Source organism: Paraburkholderia sp. BR14312, assembly GCF_040948675.1.
Taxonomy (GTDB): domain Bacteria; phylum Pseudomonadota; class Gammaproteobacteria; order Burkholderiales; family Burkholderiaceae; genus Paraburkholderia; species Paraburkholderia nodosa_A.
In genome coordinates this window covers 194,128-210,621 of the sequence record NZ_JBFPKI010000004.1, presented here as the reverse complement: position 1 = coordinate 210,621, position 16,494 = coordinate 194,128, and the positions used below count along the sequence as shown (strand labels likewise).

General features: G+C 65.0%; 14 protein-coding genes and 1 tRNA gene. 5 read left to right on the top strand and 10 right to left on the bottom strand.

All coding sequences use genetic code 11. The annotated features are described in order from the left end of the window. Positions 1-61: 61 nt before the first annotated feature. Entirely contained in the window at positions 62-1,348 is a 1,287-nt protein-coding gene (locus tag AB3X98_RS13060; RefSeq protein WP_368606276.1) for an amidohydrolase family protein, read from the bottom strand. Between the two features lie 112 nt (positions 1,349-1,460). Continuing rightward, the gene (dinB, locus tag AB3X98_RS13055; protein WP_368606277.1) at positions 1,461-2,639 is read right to left on the bottom strand and encodes a DNA polymerase IV; all 1,179 of its coding nucleotides are present in this window, start codon (positions 2,637-2,639) and stop codon (positions 1,461-1,463) included. A 165-nt stretch (positions 2,640-2,804) separates the two neighbouring features. Here dinB and AB3X98_RS13050 point away from each other — a divergent pair, with 165 nt between their 5' ends. After that, a complete protein-coding gene (locus AB3X98_RS13050; protein WP_368606278.1) occupies positions 2,805-3,512 on the top strand; it encodes an aspartate/glutamate racemase family protein in 708 nt (235 codons plus the stop codon). Between the two features lie 97 nt (positions 3,513-3,609). On the opposite strand, the gene AB3X98_RS13045 is transcribed toward AB3X98_RS13050, so the two are convergent. Both AB3X98_RS13045 and AB3X98_RS13040 read right to left on the bottom strand, forming a co-directional pair. Continuing rightward, positions 3,610-3,686, bottom strand: a tRNA-Met gene (locus AB3X98_RS13045). A 135-nt stretch (positions 3,687-3,821) separates the two neighbouring features. Then, positions 3,822-4,364, bottom strand: coding sequence for a PadR family transcriptional regulator (locus AB3X98_RS13040; protein WP_368606279.1), 543 nt, complete (start codon positions 4,362-4,364; stop codon positions 3,822-3,824). A 186-nt stretch (positions 4,365-4,550) separates the two neighbouring features. On the opposite strand from AB3X98_RS13040, the gene AB3X98_RS13035 reads away from it, so the two are divergent. Continuing rightward, positions 4,551-5,552 carry an NAD(P)H-dependent flavin oxidoreductase gene (locus AB3X98_RS13035; protein WP_368606280.1) on the top strand — a complete coding sequence of 334 codons (1,002 nt, stop codon included), beginning with the start codon at positions 4,551-4,553 and terminating at the stop codon, positions 5,550-5,552. Positions 5,553-5,613: 61 nt separating this feature from the next. Here the strand turns inward: AB3X98_RS13035 and AB3X98_RS13030 are convergent, their stop codons facing one another. Then, complete coding sequence (locus AB3X98_RS13030) at positions 5,614-6,234, bottom strand: 2-hydroxychromene-2-carboxylate isomerase (protein ID WP_368606281.1); 621 nt, start codon at positions 6,232-6,234, stop codon at positions 5,614-5,616. Between the two features lie 100 nt (positions 6,235-6,334). Between AB3X98_RS13030 and AB3X98_RS13025 the strand changes: the two genes are divergently transcribed. Beyond that, positions 6,335-7,063: an SDR family oxidoreductase gene (locus AB3X98_RS13025; protein WP_368606282.1), complete on the top strand. Its 729-nt coding sequence runs from the start codon at positions 6,335-6,337 to the stop codon at positions 7,061-7,063. Positions 7,064-7,146: 83 nt separating this feature from the next. After that, entirely contained in the window at positions 7,147-7,932 is a 786-nt protein-coding gene (gene xth / locus AB3X98_RS13020; RefSeq protein WP_368606283.1) for an exodeoxyribonuclease III, read from the top strand. A gap of 9 nt (positions 7,933-7,941) precedes the next feature. On the opposite strand, the gene AB3X98_RS13015 is transcribed toward xth, so the two are convergent. The 4 genes from AB3X98_RS13015 to glnA form a co-directional block, all read right to left on the bottom strand. Then, a complete protein-coding gene (locus AB3X98_RS13015) occupies positions 7,942-10,035 on the bottom strand; it encodes a prolyl oligopeptidase family protein (protein WP_368606284.1) in 2,094 nt (697 codons plus the stop codon). A gap of 117 nt (positions 10,036-10,152) precedes the next feature. Continuing rightward, positions 10,153-11,724: a nitrogen regulation protein NR(I) gene (ntrC, locus tag AB3X98_RS13010; protein WP_368606285.1), complete on the bottom strand. Its 1,572-nt coding sequence runs from the start codon at positions 11,722-11,724 to the stop codon at positions 10,153-10,155. Positions 11,725-11,790: 66 nt separating this feature from the next. Then, on the bottom strand, positions 11,791-12,933 hold the full coding sequence (gene glnL / locus AB3X98_RS13005; RefSeq protein WP_069268150.1) for a nitrogen regulation protein NR(II): 1,143 nt from the start codon (positions 12,931-12,933) through the stop codon (positions 11,791-11,793). Between the two features lie 230 nt (positions 12,934-13,163). Further along, the gene (glnA, locus tag AB3X98_RS13000; RefSeq protein ID WP_042264808.1) at positions 13,164-14,579 is read right to left on the bottom strand and encodes a type I glutamate--ammonia ligase; all 1,416 of its coding nucleotides are present in this window, start codon (positions 14,577-14,579) and stop codon (positions 13,164-13,166) included. Positions 14,580-15,044: 465 nt separating this feature from the next. Here glnA and AB3X98_RS12995 point away from each other — a divergent pair, with 465 nt between their 5' ends. Beyond that, entirely contained in the window at positions 15,045-15,509 is a 465-nt protein-coding gene (locus AB3X98_RS12995; RefSeq protein WP_133181498.1) for a rhodanese-like domain-containing protein, read from the top strand. A gap of 114 nt (positions 15,510-15,623) precedes the next feature. On the opposite strand, the gene AB3X98_RS12990 is transcribed toward AB3X98_RS12995, so the two are convergent. Then, positions 15,624-16,481: a molybdopterin-binding protein gene (locus AB3X98_RS12990; protein ID WP_342945910.1), complete on the bottom strand. Its 858-nt coding sequence runs from the start codon at positions 16,479-16,481 to the stop codon at positions 15,624-15,626. Positions 16,482-16,494: the final 13 nt, after the last annotated feature.

The following is a 16,494-nucleotide window of genomic DNA, read 5'->3' as shown; positions in this document are numbered from 1 at the left end:
ATCCGAACTAAAACCGCGCATGGGTGTGGAACCCATACGCGGTTTTTTATTGCCCCGCGTTTTATCGATACAGCCTGAAATCGACGCTTGGCGGCCGACCTTCGAGTGCAAGCGCCGCGCGCTGCGCGGGTTGCCGGCTCACCACCCTGCCCCGGCTCACGACCGCGAGCCGCGCCGCGCGCAGCCGGATCGCCTCGATGGGATCGCGCGCGTCGAGCACCACGAGATTCGCCGCGCAACCGGGCGCCACACCGTAGCCTTCGAGGCCGAGGATCGTCGCGGCATTCACGGTCACCGCGTCGAACGAGGCGCGCGAGGCCTCGGTGCCCGTCATTTGCGCGACGTGCAGGCCCATGTGCGCGACTTCGAGCATGTCGCCCGAGCCGAAGCTGTACCACGGGTCCATCACGCAGTCATGGCCGAACGCGACGGTCACGCCTGCCGCCATCAACTCAGGCACGCGCGTCATGCCGCGGCGCTTCGGATAGGTATCGGCGCGCCCTTGCAGCGTGATATTGATGAGCGGATTCGCGATCGCCGCGACACCCGACTCGCGCATGAGCGGGATCAGCTTGCTCACGTAGTAGTTGTCCATCGAATGCATCGACGTGAGATGCGAGCCGGCCACGCGCCCATGCAGGCCCAGCCGGTGCGTTTGCGCCGCGAGCGTTTCGATGTGGCGCGAGAGCGGGTCGTCGGATTCGTCGCAATGCATGTCCACGTGCAGGCCCTTGTCGGCGGCGAACTCGCAGAGCAGGCGCACCGATTCGGCGCCGTCGGCCATCGTGCGCTCGAAGTGGGGAATGCCGCCCACCACGTCCACCCCCATCGCGATCGCGCGCTTGAGATTGTCGAATGCACCGGGGCTGCGCAATACGCCATCCTGCGGAAACGCCACGAGTTGGAGATCGAGATACGACGCGACGCAGCGCTTCACTTCGAGCAGCGCTTCGACCGCGAGCAGCCGTGCATCGCACACGTCGACGTGCGAGCGTATCGCGAGAAGCCCGCGCGCGACAGCCCAGTCGCAGTACTGCAGCGCGCGCTCGACGAGCGCCTCCTGCGTGAGATGCGGCTTGAGCTCGCCCCACAGCGCGATGCCCTCCAGCAGCGTGCCCGATGCATTCACGCGCGGCAGGCCGTACGAGAGCGTGGCGTCCATGTGGAAATGCGCATCGACGAACGGCGCACTCACGAGCGCACCCGCGGCGTCGATCTCCTCGCGCGCCGCGGTCGCGATGTGCGGCTCCACCGCGGTAATGCGCCCCGCCTCGATGCCGATATCCACCGTGGGATACCCGGCGGGATGCGCATGCGCGAGCACCGCGCGGCGAATGATCAGGTCCATCTGCGGCTCCTTGTTCTGGCGTGGTGGCGTGGCACTTTCGTTTCGGCTCGCGTCGATTCTATCGGCGCCAGAATGGCGCCGCCAGCGGCGTGGCCCCCTCCACGCGAAGGCGTCACACGAGCGCGTTCGGGCCATCGTCTTCCGCTGGGTCGTCGTCGAAAAGCGCGAACTGCCCGCGCAACGCCGGGCTCTCCTCTTCGAGCCGCACGCCCACGCCGAGCAGCCGCACCGCCAGCTTGCGTCGCGCGAGCCCCTTTTCGAGCATCAGCAGCAGGGTGCGCACATCGGTGGAACTGGCCACACACTCGACCGTCGTGCGCTGGAAGTCGGCGAAGCGGATCTTCACGAAGAGCTTGCGCACGGCGTGCGCGCAACCCGCGCGTTCGATGCGCGCGTCGAGCTGCACTGCAAGACGCTTCAGCTCCTCGCTGCACGCTTCGAGCGTGAGCAGATCGTCCACGTAGGTCGTCTCGACGCTCACCGACTTGCGCTCCTGATCGGCGCGCACGGGCCGGTCGTCCAGGCCGCGCGCGAGTTCGTAGAGCCGCTTGCCGAACACGCCGAAATGCCGATGCAGATCGAACAGCGACCATGTGCGCAGGTGCGCGCACGTGGTGAGCCCGAGGTTTTCGAGCTTCGCTGCCGTGACCTTGCCGACGCCGTGAATCTTGCGTACGGGCAGTGCAGCGATGAAGGCATCGACTTCAGGCGGACGCACGACGAAGAGGCCATCGGGCTTGTTCCAGTCCGAGGCGATCTTGGCGATGAACTTGTTCGGCGCGACACCGGCCGATACCGTCACGCCCACGGTTTCGCGCACGCGCGCGCGTATTTCCTCGGCGATCAGCGTGGCGCTGCCTTTGCAGCGCGAGGCGCGGGTGACGTCGAGATAGGCTTCGTCGAGCGAGAGCGGTTCGACGTCGGGCGTGTAGTCCCGGTAGATCGCCATGATCGCGCGCGAGGCGGTGCGGTACTTCTCCATCGCCGTGGGCAGGATCAAGAGCTCGGGACACTTGCGCATGGCGAGCGCCGAGGACATCGCCGAATGAATGCCGAAGCGCCGCGCCTCGTAGTTGCAGGTGGCGACCACGCCGCGCTGGTCGGGCCGGCCGCCCACCGCGAGCGGACGGCCGCGCAACGAGGGGTCGTCGCGCATTTCGACCGACGCATAGAAGCAGTCGCAGTCGCAGTCGCAATGGATGATCTTGCGAGCGGCGGCGGCAAGTGCGGCGGCGGTGCGCCCCGGGTCGGGTGCCGGCGGCGGCGCGAGGTCGGAAGAAGGCGAGGTCACGGTCCCGATACTGTACAAAAACACAGTATTATTTTCAAGACAAGTGTCCGCGCCCTTTGTCGGCTCCCGTACCGCTTCGGATCGGCCGGACCGTCTCTGGACTGCTGGCTGCGCGGGCCTATACTCGTGCGGACTGAACAGGCCACGAGCGTGAGGAACGAATCGATGAAGACAATCGGGGTGATTGGGGGGATGAGTTGGGAATCGTCGGCCGAGTATTACCGGCTGCTGAACCGCCACGCCAAGGCGCGTCTGGGCGGCCATCACAACGCGCGCAGCCTGATGGTGACCGTAGACTTCGCGCAGGTCGAAGCGCTCCAGCGCGCGGGCGACTGGGACGCGCTAGGCGTGCAGATGGCCGAGGCCGCGCAACAGCTCGAATGCGGGGGCGCCGAGATCGTGCTGCTCGCGACGAACACGATGCACCGCGTGCGCGCGGCAATCGAGGCGACGATTTCGATCCCCTTCCTGCATATCGCGGACCCGACCGGCCAGGCGTTGCGCGCCGCGGGCTTCACGCGCGCGGGCCTGCTCGGCACGCGCTACACGATGGAACAGGACTTCTACGTGGGACGACTGCGCGAGGCGCACGGCATCGAAGCGATCGTGCCGAACGAACACGATCGCGCGGACGTGCATCGGATCATCTACGACGAGCTGTGTCACGGCAACGTCGAGGCGCAGTCGCGGCGCGTGTATCAGCGCGTGATCGATGACCTCGCGGCACGCGGCGCGCAGGCGGTCATTCTCGGCTGCACGGAAATCACGCTGCTCATCGGGCAGAACGATTCTGCCCTGCCGGTGTTCGACACGACCGCGTTGCACGCGCAGGCTGCGGTGGATTGGGCGATTGGAAGCGAGGCAGGTGCTTAGCGCTATGACGCTCGTGGCTGCTTCGAGATGCAGAAAACAAAAAACCCGCTTGGAGCGGGTTCATTGATTGGCACGAGGCCTTGCTGCTTCAGACGTTTGGTTGCGGGGGTAGGATTTGAACCTACGACCTTCGGGTTATGAGCCCGACGAGCTGCCAGACTGCTCCACCCCGCGTCCGTCAGAGAAAAGAATTATAGGGTGCACGCGCTTCTGCGTCAAGAGTCTTTTTCACATGACTGAAACATGGCGCGTTCGGACACCGTCGGCAAGCAAACGCGACACGAGAATTCCTTCGGACAACCTGGCACATCACTGTGCCTGCACAGGTTCCACCAGCGTGCGCACCTCTTCCGCCCAGGCGAGCCACATCTCCTGCGTATGAATGCCCGCCTTGAGGATCGCGTACTGCAACTGCTGCCCGCGCGTGAGCGACGCCGCGCCGAAATCGCGCTGCTCGATCTCCCGATACGTCGCGAGCCGTGCACGATTTTCTTCGATGAGCCGCGCGAGTTCCTCGGCGAGGCCAAGCGGCCCGATCACGGCATCGGCGCGCAGCTTGAGCAGAAACACGTTGCGCGAGTCGAGGTCGAGCGCGGTCTCGCGCACCCAGCGCGCCACCTCATCCCGCCCGACCGGCAATACGCAATACACCTTCTTGCGCGACGCGGCGGCCGTCTCGTCCTCGATGACCGACACCCATCCCGCGTCGACCATGCGGCCCAACTCGCGATAGATCTGCTGATGGGTGGCGTGCCAGAAGTAGCCGATTGCGCGATCGAAGCGGCGCGCGAGGTCGTAGCCCGACGAAGGCTTTTCCAGCAAGGCGATGAGGATGGCATGCGGCGTCGACATGCGGCGATTCTAAACCACGCCTCGCCCGATACCGGATCTGTTGCGGATCGAATTTTCCCGCTATGCAACTGGTTGCATAGTTTCGACGGCTTTGCTATGTTTGAGCCTGCCAGCCGGCGCGCACGCCGGCGCATCGAATCACGCGAGGGCAGCCGCACCCGGCGCCCCCCAGTCTAGGAGATATGGATGTCCCTGCCCGCCGTGCTGCGCCGCGGCCTGTCGATTCCGGTCGTCGGCTCGCCCCTCTTCATCATTTCGAATCCCGATCTCGTGATCGCCCAGTGCAAGGCGGGCGTCGTCGGCTCGTTCCCCGCGCTCAACGCACGGCCGGAGCACGTGCTGGGCGAATGGCTCGACCGCATCACCAACGAGCTCGCCGAGTACAACGCGAAGCATCCGGACGCCCCGGCGGCACCTTTCGCGGTCAACCAGATCGTGCACAAGTCGAACGACCGCCTCGAGCACGACCTTGGCGTGTGCGCCCAATACAAGGTGCCGATCGTCATCACGTCGCTTGGCGCGCGCGAAGAGGTCAACCACGCGATCCACGCATGGGGCGGCATCGTGCTGCACGACGTGATCAACAACACGTTCGCGAAGAAGGCCATCGAGAAAGGCGCGGACGGCCTGATCGCCGTGGCCGCCGGCGCAGGCGGCCATGCGGGCACACTCTCGCCGTTCGCCCTCATCCACGAAATTCGCGAATGGTTCGACGGCCCGCTGCTGCTGTCGGGCGCGATCGGCAACGGCAACGCGATTCTCGCGGCGCAGGCGGCGGGCGCCGATCTCGCCTATATCGGCTCGGCGTTCATCGCCACGCATGAAGCGAATGCCGTCGACGCCTACAAGCAGATGATCGTCGAAGGGAGCGCGGGCGATATCGTGTACTCGAATCTCTTCACGGGCGTGCACGGCAACTATCTGCGCCAGAGCATCGTGGCGAGCGGTCTCGATCCGGAGGCGCTGCCGCAGTCGGATCCGTCGGCGATGAATTTCGGCTCGACCCGCGTGAAGCCGTGGAAGGACATCTGGGGCTCGGGCCAAGGCATCGGCGCGGTAAAGAGCATCGTGCCTGCGGCTGAACTCATCGCGCGTTTGAAGCGCGAATACGAGGCGGCGCGCGCGCGTCTCGGTGTGGTGAGCGCGCCGCTAGCCGAGCAACAATCCGTAGAACAAGCCGCGCTCTGATGCGCAGCGCGAGGCGGGAGCGATCATGCCGCATCCGCCTCGCCTCGTGATGCAACGCCTTTTACGCGTGCGACTTCACGCGCGCGATCTCCTCTTCGACGTCGCGCAATTGGTCCTTGCCGAAGTACATTTCCTCGCCGACGAAGAACGTCGGCGAACCAAATGCGCCGCGCTCGAACGCCGACTGCGTGTTCGCAAGCAGCGCGGCTTTCACATCGGCGTCCTGAATCGCCGTTTCGAATGCCGTGGCATCGAGGCCGTCCGCCTCCAGCGCCGCGCGGATCACGGCGGGGTCGTCCATCTCGAGGCCCTCTTCCCACATGTGCGCGAACATGCGGTCCACGTAGCGCTCGAACGTGCCGAAGCGCTGCGCCGCAATCGCGCCGCGCATGATCTGCAATGTATTCACCGGGAAGTGCGGATTGGGCCGATAAGCGCTCAGCCCATGCCGCTCAATGAAGCGCCGCATCTCGAGCATCATGAACTTGCGCTTGTTTTCGATGTCCGCGAACGCCTCGGCCGGCGAGCGATTGCCGCTCAGCTTGAACAGGCCGCCAAGCAGGATCGGCACATACTCGAAACGCACCTGCCGGCGCGCTTCGATGCCGCCGATCACCTTGTGGCACAGGTAAGCGTTAGGACTGCCGAAGTCGAACAGAAACTGCACCTTGATGTCAGCCATCGAGTCTCCCTTATGTGAATTCGCGCACCTTTGCCCGAGCGCGCCGACGTCCTAAGATACCTGAAACCGGGCCGCTGCAATCGACAGTGAGACAAGCACCATGACGCAAAAGAAAGCCGTACTGGTAATCGGCGCAGGCGATGCCACCGGAGGCGCCATCGCGCGCCGCTTCGCACGCGAGGGCTACATTGCGTGCGTGACGCGCCGCAATGCCGACAAGCTCGCGCCGCTCGTCGCACAGATCGAAGCCGAGGGCGGCGAAGCGCACGCCTTCGGCTCGGACGCGCGCAAGGAAGAGGACATGATCGCGCTCTTCTCGGAGATCGAAACGCGCATCGCGCCGATCGAGGTGGCGATCTTCAATATCGGCGCGAACGTGCGCTTCGGCATTACCGAAACCACGGCGCGCGTCTATCAGAAAGTCTGGGAAATGGCCTGCTTCGCCGGGTTTTTGATGGGTCGCGAAGCCGCAAAAGTGATGCTGCCGCGCGAGCGCGGTTCGATCTTCTTCACGGGCGCGACCGCGAGCCTGCGCGGGCGCGAAGGCTTCGCGGCGTTCGCGGGCGCGAAGCACGCGCTGCGCGCCCTCGCCCAGTCGATGGCGCGCGAACTCGGGCCGCAGGGCATTCACGTCGGGCAGATCATTGTCGATGGCGCGATCGATACCGAGTTCATCCGCGAGAATTTTCCCGAGCGCTACAAGCTCAAGGAACGCGACGGCATCCTGAACCCGGAGCACATCGCCGACGCCTACTGGACGCTGCACCAGCAGCCGCGCGATGCGTGGACACACGAACTCGATCTGCGGCCGTGGCTCGAGCAATGGTGAGGCAACTGTTGCCCGCCTGGCGAAGCAGGCGATAATGGCGGCCAAGTGCACCGAATGCACACCGTCACCCTATCGAGCCTCACATGAAAATCGCAACGTGGAACGTCAACTCCCTCAAGGTCCGTCTGCAGCACGTCATCGACTGGCTCAACGAGAGCAAGACCGACGTGCTCTGCCTCCAGGAACTCAAGCTCACCGACGACAAGTTCCCGCGTGCCGAACTCGAGGCGCACGGCTATCGCAGCTGGTTCGCGGGCCAGAAGACCTATAACGGCGTGGGCATCCTCGTGCGCGAGGGCCTGTTCGTCGACGAGGCCACGGTCGTGCGCAACATTCCGGGCTTCGAAGATCCACAGCAGCGCGTGATCGCCACGACCATCGGCGACGTGCGCGTGGTGAGCGCGTATTTCCCCAACGGCCAGGCGCCCGGCACCGAAAAGTTCGCGTACAAGCTGCAATGGCTCGACGCCATGCACGACTGGCTCGCGCAGGAGATGCAGCGCTACCCGAAACTCGCGCTGCTCGGCGACTACAACATCGCGCCCGAAGACCGCGACGTGCACGATCCGAAGGCCTGGGAAGGCCAGAACCTCGTCTCGCCCGAAGAGCGCGCGCAGTTTCGCCGCCTGATCGAACTGGGTTTCGTCGATGCGTTCCGCCAGTTCGAGCAGCCCGAAAAGCTCTTCACGTGGTGGGACTATCGCATGTTCGCGTTTCGCCGCAATGCGGGCTTGCGCATCGACCATATCCTGCTCTCGCCCGCGCTTGCCGGGCACCTCACCGCGTGTGAAGTCGACAAGGTGCCGCGCAAATGGGAACAACCGTCCGATCACACGCCGGTGATCGCCACGCTCGATATCGCGGGCTAAACGCGCGCCTTACCAGTTCCCTGCGAGCGTAGTCCACAGAAAGCGATAAACGAGCGCGTCATACTCCGCGCGCTCGAGCGAATCGCTGCCGGGGCCGTGGCCGCCTTCGGTGTTCTCCAGATACCAGACATTCGCATGCCCCTGCTGCTCCATGCGCGCGACCATCTTGCGCGCGTGTGAGGGGTGCACGCGGTCGTCGCTCGTCGAAGTCGTGAACAGCGACGGCGGATACACGACACCGGGCTTCACATGGTGGTAAGGCGAATAGGCGGCCAACGCACGCGACTCTTCGGCATCCTCAGGATCGCCATATTCGTCGATCCATGACGCACCCGCATGCAGCAGCGGGTAGCGCAGCATGTCGAGCAGCGGCACCTCACACACCACGGCGCCGAACAGCTCGGGGCGCTGCACCATGCACGCGCCCACGAGGAGCCCGCCATTGCTGCCGCCCTTGATGCCCAGTTGCGCGGCGCTCGTGTAGCCTTCGGCGATCAACTGCTCAGCCACCGCGATGAAGTCGTCGAACGAGCGCTGGCGATGCTCGCGCTGCGCCTCGACGTGCCAGGCGGTGCCGTACTCGCCGCCGCCGCGGATGTGCGCGATCGCCACCACGCCACCCTGCTCCAGCCAGCCAATGCCCGAGCCGACGAGGTATTGCGGCGTGAGCGCGATGGCGAAGCCGCCGTAGCCCGTGAGCAGGCACGGCGACGCCTTGCGCGACTCGCCTTCGAGTACGGCCTTCGGGCCGATCACGGTAAACGGGACGCTCGTGCCGTCCGCCGAGCGCGCGTGCGAGCGGACCACCGCGAGCGGGCCGGAATCGAACTGTGTGGGCCAGCGGTCGAGCAATTCCCACTGCTGGAGATCGGTTTGCGCGAGATCGGCGAGCCAGTATTCGGGCGGCAGCAAGTAGTCGTCGACATCGACGAATACCTCGTCGTTGAGCGTGTCTTCGATGGGCGAGACATCCACCTGCGAACTCGCACGCGCAGGAAACACGCGCGACTCCCATCGCCATGCGCCATCGTCCTGCTGCGGCTGCCATAGCATCGTGCGGCTTTCCACATCATCGAGCCAGGAGACGATCAAGACGTTGAGCGTATTGGTCCAGTCGCACGCCGACGTAACCGGCGTGGGCGTGAAGAGCGTCGTGAACGCGCGATCGCCCGCGAGGAAAGCGTCTTCGCGGATCACGAGCAACGCACCGCCCTTGTACGTCACGCCCGCAACGCTCCAGTCGAGGCGCGGCTCGAGCAGCAGCCAGCCGTGCCACGCGCCGACCGAGACATGCGTAGGCACGTCGTACACCTGCCAGTCGCCGCGCTCATCGAGACGATAGGTGTATGAATCGAAGAAGTCGACACTGCGCACCACGTCGTGACGCTTCTCGACCGGATCGTAGTCGCCCTCCACGCTGATGTCGTCGAACTCGCCGCTGAACACCACGGGTGCGTCGGCGAGCGCGGTGCCGCGCGTCCAGCGGCGCACCTCGCGCGGATAGCCCGAGCGCGTGAGCATCTTCTTGCCGCTCTTGCCGCCCGCGTCCCATCCCAGGTACACGGTATCGCGATCGATCCACGAAATGATGTGCTTGCCTTCCTTCGCGATGGCGAAACCATCGCCGAGGAATTCGCGCTTCACGATGTCGAACTCGCGCACGATGACCGCATCGGAGCCGCCATCGGAAAGCTGGATCAGCGCGCGGTCGCCGTCAGGGTAGAGGATGTCGATGCCGGCGCACACCCATGGCATGCCTTCTTTCGCGCCGAGCGCGTCGAAGTCGATGAGCGTTTGCCACTGCGGCTCGTGGGCGCGCCAGTCGGCCCAAAGCGCGCGGCGCCACAGGCCCTTGGGATTGTCTTCGTCCTCCCAGAGATCGTAGGCCCATTCCTGCCAGCGGCTCGGGATCACGGGCCGCTCGCGCGGCAGGTAGGCCTGCGCGAGGCGCTTCTCGAGCGCCTCGAAGCGCGCACCACCTTGCCACGCGGCGCGCGTGCGCGCGTTCTGCGATTCGACCCAGGCCATGACGGCAGGGTCGTCGAGTGATTCGAGCGAAAGGAACGGATCGGCCTCGGTGGGCCAGGGAGAAGTCACGGGCATGATCGGTCGTCGACAGGAAAACAGCGTCGATTATGCCCTGTGTGCGCGCCGATGCACTGCGCGCCGGGCCGGCTCGCGTGACGCGAGACCGGCCCGGTGCCACAAGCTAGTACGCGCTCATTCCAGATTGAGTTCCTGGATCTTGCGCGTGATGGTGTTGCGGCCGATACCAAGACGCTCGGCCGCCTCGACCTTGCGCCCGCGCGTGAAGTCGAGCGCCTCTCGGATCACGGCGGCTTCGAAGCGGCGCGAGAGTTCGTCCATGACGTCGGCGCTGTTTTCGCGCAACAGACGCGCGACTTCCGTGCGCAGACCGCTCTCCCACACGCTCAGCGCCGAGACTGCGGCAACGGCGCCGTTGGACGCACCGAACGCGGGCGTGCCGAACACCACGCCGCCGATCACGCCGGGCAAGCCCGCGCCGGCCACGGCGCCCGCAACCGGCGAAACGCCGCCCGCGCCATTGGCCGCCGCGCCCACTTCGGAGGCGGCCGAAGCATCGGCGAGATGCACCACCGCTCCCGCGGAGCCGTGCGCAGGCACGAGGTCAGGCGGCAGATCCTTGATCTCGATGGTCTGCGCGGGCGCCATCACGGTGAGCCAGTTCGCGAGATTCTCGAGCTGACGCACATTGCCGGGAAACGGTAGCGACGACATCCACGCGAGCGCCTCGTCCGACACGCGCTTGGGCTCCACGCCCAGCTCGCGCGCGCTCTTCTGGAGAAAGTGGCGCGTGAGCAGCGGAATGTCCTCGCTGCGTTCGCGCAGCGCAGGCAAACGCAGCCGAATCACGTTGAGCCGGTGATACAAGTCCTCACGGAACAGCCCCTGGCGCACACGCGTTTCGAGGTTCTGGTGCGTCGCGGCGATCACGCGCACGTTCGCACGCAGCGGGTTGTGCCCGCCCACGCGGTAGAACTGCCCATCGGAGAGCACACGCAAGAGGCGCGTTTGCAGGTCGAACGGCATGTCGCCGATTTCGTCGAGGAACAGCGTGCCGTTCTCGGCCTGCTCGAAGCGGCCCTGGCGCATGGCCTGCGCGCCGGTGAACGCACCGCGCTCGTGGCCGAACAGTTCGGATTCCAGAAGATCCTTCGGGATCGCCGCAGTGTTCAGCGCGATGAACGGACCGTTCGCGCGTGGGCTATGTCGGTGCAAGGCGCGCGCGACAAGCTCCTTTCCGGTGCCAGACTCGCCGGTGATGAGCACGGTGGCCGCCGAATGCGAAAGCCGCCCGATGGCGCGAAACATGTCCTGCATGGCCGGCGCCTGGCCGAGCATCTCGGGCGCTTCGGCGGGACGCTCGTCCCACTGCTGCTCGCCCCGCATGCTTTCGTCCACGGCGCGGCGAATCAGCTCGACGGCCTTGTCGACGTCGAACGGCTTGGCGAGATACTCGAACGCGCCGCCCTGAAATGCGGCAACGGCGCTGTCGAGGTCGGAGAACGCCGTCATGATGATGACGGGCAAGCCCGGCACGCGCTCACGCACGGTTTGCAGCAGCTCGAGGCCCGAGCCGCCCGGCATGCGGATGTCGGAGACGAGCACCTGCGGGCTGTCGTGATCGAGCGCGCTCGCGGCTTCGCGCACGTTCGAAAAGCTTCGGGTAGCGAAGTTCTCGCGGGCAAGGGCCTTTTCTAGCACCCAGCGTATCGATTGGTCGTCGTCTACTATCCAGATCGGCTTCATAAGTTCGTTCAGAAGTCCTGGTGGCGTGCGGTATCGGTAAATCTCAATTCAGGTCTAGCTATCGATTCAACTTTCAAGCGGCAGCAGTATCTGAAACTCGGTGTGTCCCGGCCGGCTATCCACTTCGATCAATCCGTCGTGCTGCTGGACGAACGTCTGCGCGAGCGTGAGGCCGAGACCGCTGCCATCCTCGCGTCCGGAGACGAGCGGATAGAAGATGCGGTCGCGAATCTCCTCGGGAATGCCGGGTCCGTTGTCAGTGATATGCAAGTCCAGTGCCAGCTTGCACAAGCGTTTGGAAATCGTGACCTTGCGCGCAATGCGCGTGCGCAATTCAATGCGCGCGTCGCCCTGCGAAATGCGTTCGCGCAGCGCCTGCGCCGCGTTGCGCACGATGTTCAGCAGTGCCTGGATCAACTGCTCCTTGTCGCCGCGCAGGTCGGGCACGCTCACGTCGTAGTCGCGCTCGATGGTGAGGCCGCGCGGGAACTCCGCGAGGATCACGGCGCGCACGCGCTCGCATACTTCGTGAATGTTCACGTCGCCGACGATATGCGGATGCCGGTGCGGCTCCAGCAACCGGTCGACGAGCGTCTGCAGGCGGTCCGACTCCTTGATGATCACCTGCGTGTACTCGCGCAGCTCGTCGCGCTCCAGCGCACCGAGCTCGAATTCGAGCAACTGCGCCGCGCCGCGAATACCGCCGAGCGGATTCTTGATCTCGTGCGCGAGATTGCGGATCAGATGCTTGTTCACGGCCGTGAGGTCGTGAATACGCTCCTCGCGGTCGCTGCGCAGATGCCGCTCGTTCTCGAAGAGTTCGAGCAGCACGTAATCGGGCGTGCTTTCGAGAAAGCCCACGACCACATGCACGTTCAGCGGCTCGCGTCCGGGGCGTTCCAGCGAAGCGTCGAGCCGCGTCGCGTGAAAGCGATGCTCGGCGATCGACGCGATCGTCGAAAGCAGCTCGTCCGCATTCGAGAAGAGATCGGACCACCCCATCTGCGCGAGCTGACGGCGCGACAGATCGAGCATCGCCTCCGCCGACGGATTCGCGAAGGCAACGCGCAATGTGCGCTTGTCGAGCACGAGCACGACCGTGGGCAGCGCCTCGAAGCCGGGCAGCAGGCCCGACTCGACGAGCGGCGCGTCGTCGGAGAGCGGTTCGGCGTGGCCCTTTCTTGCCCTGATCAGATTCTTGAGCACCATGTTTCAGGCCGGACGCCATGCGGCGCGCCAGCAACGGTCCTGGTCGTTAGTTCTGGTCAATGCGCTGGTCAACTAGCGGGTCGATACGTCTCGTCGACGAGCGACAGGCGTCCCAACGAAAAAGGGACGGCACCGCCGTCCCTTGGAGACCCAACGCGCACGCGTCCTGCGAGTCGAAGAAACTGAACCGGCGCTTCGCTGTGTAGCAGGCAGCGAAGCGCCATCGCCAATTACAGCGAGTAGTACAGTTCGAACTCGACCGGGTGCGTCGTCATACGCACGCGTTGCAGTTCGCTTTCCTTCAGCGCGAGGTACGCGTCGATCATGCCGTCGGTGAACACACCACCGCGCGTCAGGAACTCGCGATCCTTGTCGAGCGCTTCGAGAGCCTGGTCGAGGCCGGCGCAGACGGTCGGGATCTTTGCATCCTCTTCCGGCGGCAGGTCGTACAGGTTCTTGTCGGCGGCTTCGCCCGGATGGATCTTGTTCTGCACGCCGTCCAGACCTGCCATCATCAGTGCCGAGAAGCACAGGTACGGGTTGGCGAGCGGATCCGGGAAGCGCGTTTCGATACGGCGGCCCTTCGGGTTCGACACGTGCGGAATACGGATCGATGCCGAACGATTGCGTGCCGAGTAAGCGAGCTTGACCGGCGCTTCGAAGTGCGGCACGAGACGCTTGTACGAGTTCGTACCCGGGTTCGTGATGGCGTTCAGCGCGCGAGCGTGCTTGATGATGCCGCCGATGTAGAACAGCGCGAATTCCGACAGACCAGCGTAGCCGTTGCCCGCGAACAGGTTCTGGCCGTCCTTCCAGATCGACTGGTGAACGTGCATGCCCGAACCGTTGTCGCCGACGACCGGCTTCGGCATGAACGTCGCCGTCTTGCCGTACGTGTGCGCGACGTTGTGGACGATGTACTTCAGTTGCTGCGTCCAGTCCGCGCGCTGAACCAGCGTCGAGAACTTCGTGCCGATTTCGTTCTGGCCCTGGCCCGCCACTTCGTGGTGGTGCACTTCGACCGGAATGCCGATCTGCTCGAGCAGCAGACACATTTCCGAGCGGATGTCCTGGAACGTGTCGACCGGTGCGACCGGGAAGTAGCCGCCCTTCGTGCCCGGACGGTGACCCGTGTTGCCGCCTTCGATTTCGCGGCCCGACGACCACGGTGCTTCATCCGAGCCGATCTTCACGAAGCAGCCCGATTGATCCGTGTTCCACTGGACCGAATCGAAAATGAAGAATTCCGGCTCCGGACCGAAGAAGGCGGTGTCGCCGAGGCCCGTGCTCTTCAGGTAGGCTTCAGCGCGCTTGGCGAGCGAACGCGGGTCGCGCTCGTAGCCCTTGCCGTCGGCCGGCTCGACCACGTCGCAGGTCAGCACGAGCGTCGATTCTTCGTAGAACGGGTCGATGAAGGCCGTGTTCGGGTCCGGCACGAGCAACATGTCCGAGGCTTCGATGCCCTTCCAGCCGGCGATCGACGAACCGTCAAACGCATGACCCGACTCGAACTTGTCTTCGTCGAATGCCGACAGCGGAACCGAAACGTGCTGCTCCTTGCCGCGCGTGTCCGTGAAGCGGAAGTCGACAAACTTGACGTCTTCGTCCTTGACGAGTTGCATGACGTCGGCCACGGATTTACTCATAACCTATTCTCCTGATTAACGATTTCGGCGAACGCTGCCGCCGTCCCAATCTTGTTTGATCCCCGCCGGCCGCCTCTTTCCCGGGTCTGCCCTGCTGCCCTGGCTGGCCGGCTGCGAATCGATCGAGACGTATAAAGCAGCTTCCGTGCCATGCATGCGCCAACGTGGCGCAAATCCCTTTCGCGACACGCACTTGGGGTCAAAAATCGTGCGCCGCGCTTTTACGGAGCCGCCACCGTGGCGGCTCATCGGCACCAAATTCGTGCAATCCCGAATTTGGCGCGCGAATCTCTCTTCATTATGGTGCAAAACACCTCGCATGCACCATTTCAATGCAACCCGCCCTTTGTGCCGCCCCATCCATCGCGCACGTCCGGTTTCACCTTGTCCGGACCGTCCAGCCCGCTCCGTCCCTACGCGCTAGAATGGTTTTTTGGTCCAACGCGAAACAGGAGATCCGTTGTCATGAGTACGCTCGAACAGTTGTACGCCCAGGCCGAGAAACGCCGCGTCGAGAATCAGCTGCCCTACGCGGGCGCGGTGTCGCCCGCAGAGGCATTCGAGCTTCTGCAGCTCGACCCGCGTGCGCGCCTCGTCGACGTGCGCACACGCGCTGAACTCGACTGGGTCGGCCGTCCCGTCGTGGGCGACGGCCAGTATTCGCATGTCGAATGGACCCGCTATCCGGGCGGCGTGCCCAACGCCGAGTTCCTCACCCAGCTCAAGAGCGCCGTGGAAGCCGACGCGCCAGTGCTGTTCCTGTGCCGCAGCGCCGCGCGCTCCAAGCTCGCCGCCATCGAGGCCGCCAAGGCCGGCTTCACGAAGGCCTATGACCTGCTCGAAGGCTTCGAAGGCGACAAGGACGGCCAGGGGCACCGCAAGACCGTTACGGGCTGGTGCTTCCGCGGCCTGCCGTGGATCGGCGCCTGACACCCTGAAACTGCCCCGCTCCAACCCAACGGGCCACTCTGAGCGCCCCGTGTGACATGCCGATGATGCGCCGCCTGCCCTCCCGCCGCACGCGGCCCATCTTCACACGCTGATTCAAAAACCGGCGCGCGGCGCGCTGCGGCGTTCGCGATCGGGCGTCCCCTCGCCCGGCGCCGCCGGCTCGACCACATCGCCGCCCAGCTCGTGCACGCCTTCGCGCAGCTTCACGAAGGCGGCCGCCACGGCCTCGGGCTCGCCCTTCACGCCCAGATCGATGTGCCGGCGCGCATAAATGCCGCCGCGCTCCGCATCGCCCACGCTCGGCAGGCTAAACACCCGCACGCCCGGAAAATCGCGCTCGATGCGCTCCATGAGCGGCGTGAGCGTCGACTCCGGCAGCTCGAACACGAGCAGCGACTTCTCGGCGTGCGGCGTCTGGTGATGCAGGTGCGCGTACTTCGTGTCGAGCACCCATTCGATCATCGGCCAGGCCATCACGGGAAAACCGGGCACGAAGTAATGATCGCGAATCGAAAAACCCGGAATCTTGTTGTAGCCGTTCGGGATGATCTCGCAGCCCTGCGGGAACGTGCCCATCTGGAAGCGGTGCAGATTCTCTGGCGACTGGTAATTCACGGGATCGGCGCCCGTGTGCATGTCGCGGATGCGCTCGCGGATCGCCACCTCGGCGTCAGGGTGCAACGCGAGCGGCACGCCCAGCGCCGCAGCGGCGCACTGGCGCGTGTGGTCGTCCGGCGTCGCGCCGATGCCGCCCGTCGAGAACACGATGTCGCCCGAAGCGAACGAGCGCCGCAGCGTCTCGGTGATGCGCTCGGGATCGTCGCCCACGTACTGGGCCCACTCGAGCGAGAGGCCGCGCGCGCCGAGCAGTTCGATGACCTTCGGCAGATGCTTGTCGGAGCGGCGCCCCGAGAGAATCTCGTCGCCGATGATGATGACGCCAAATGCCATGGGCCGCCTCGTT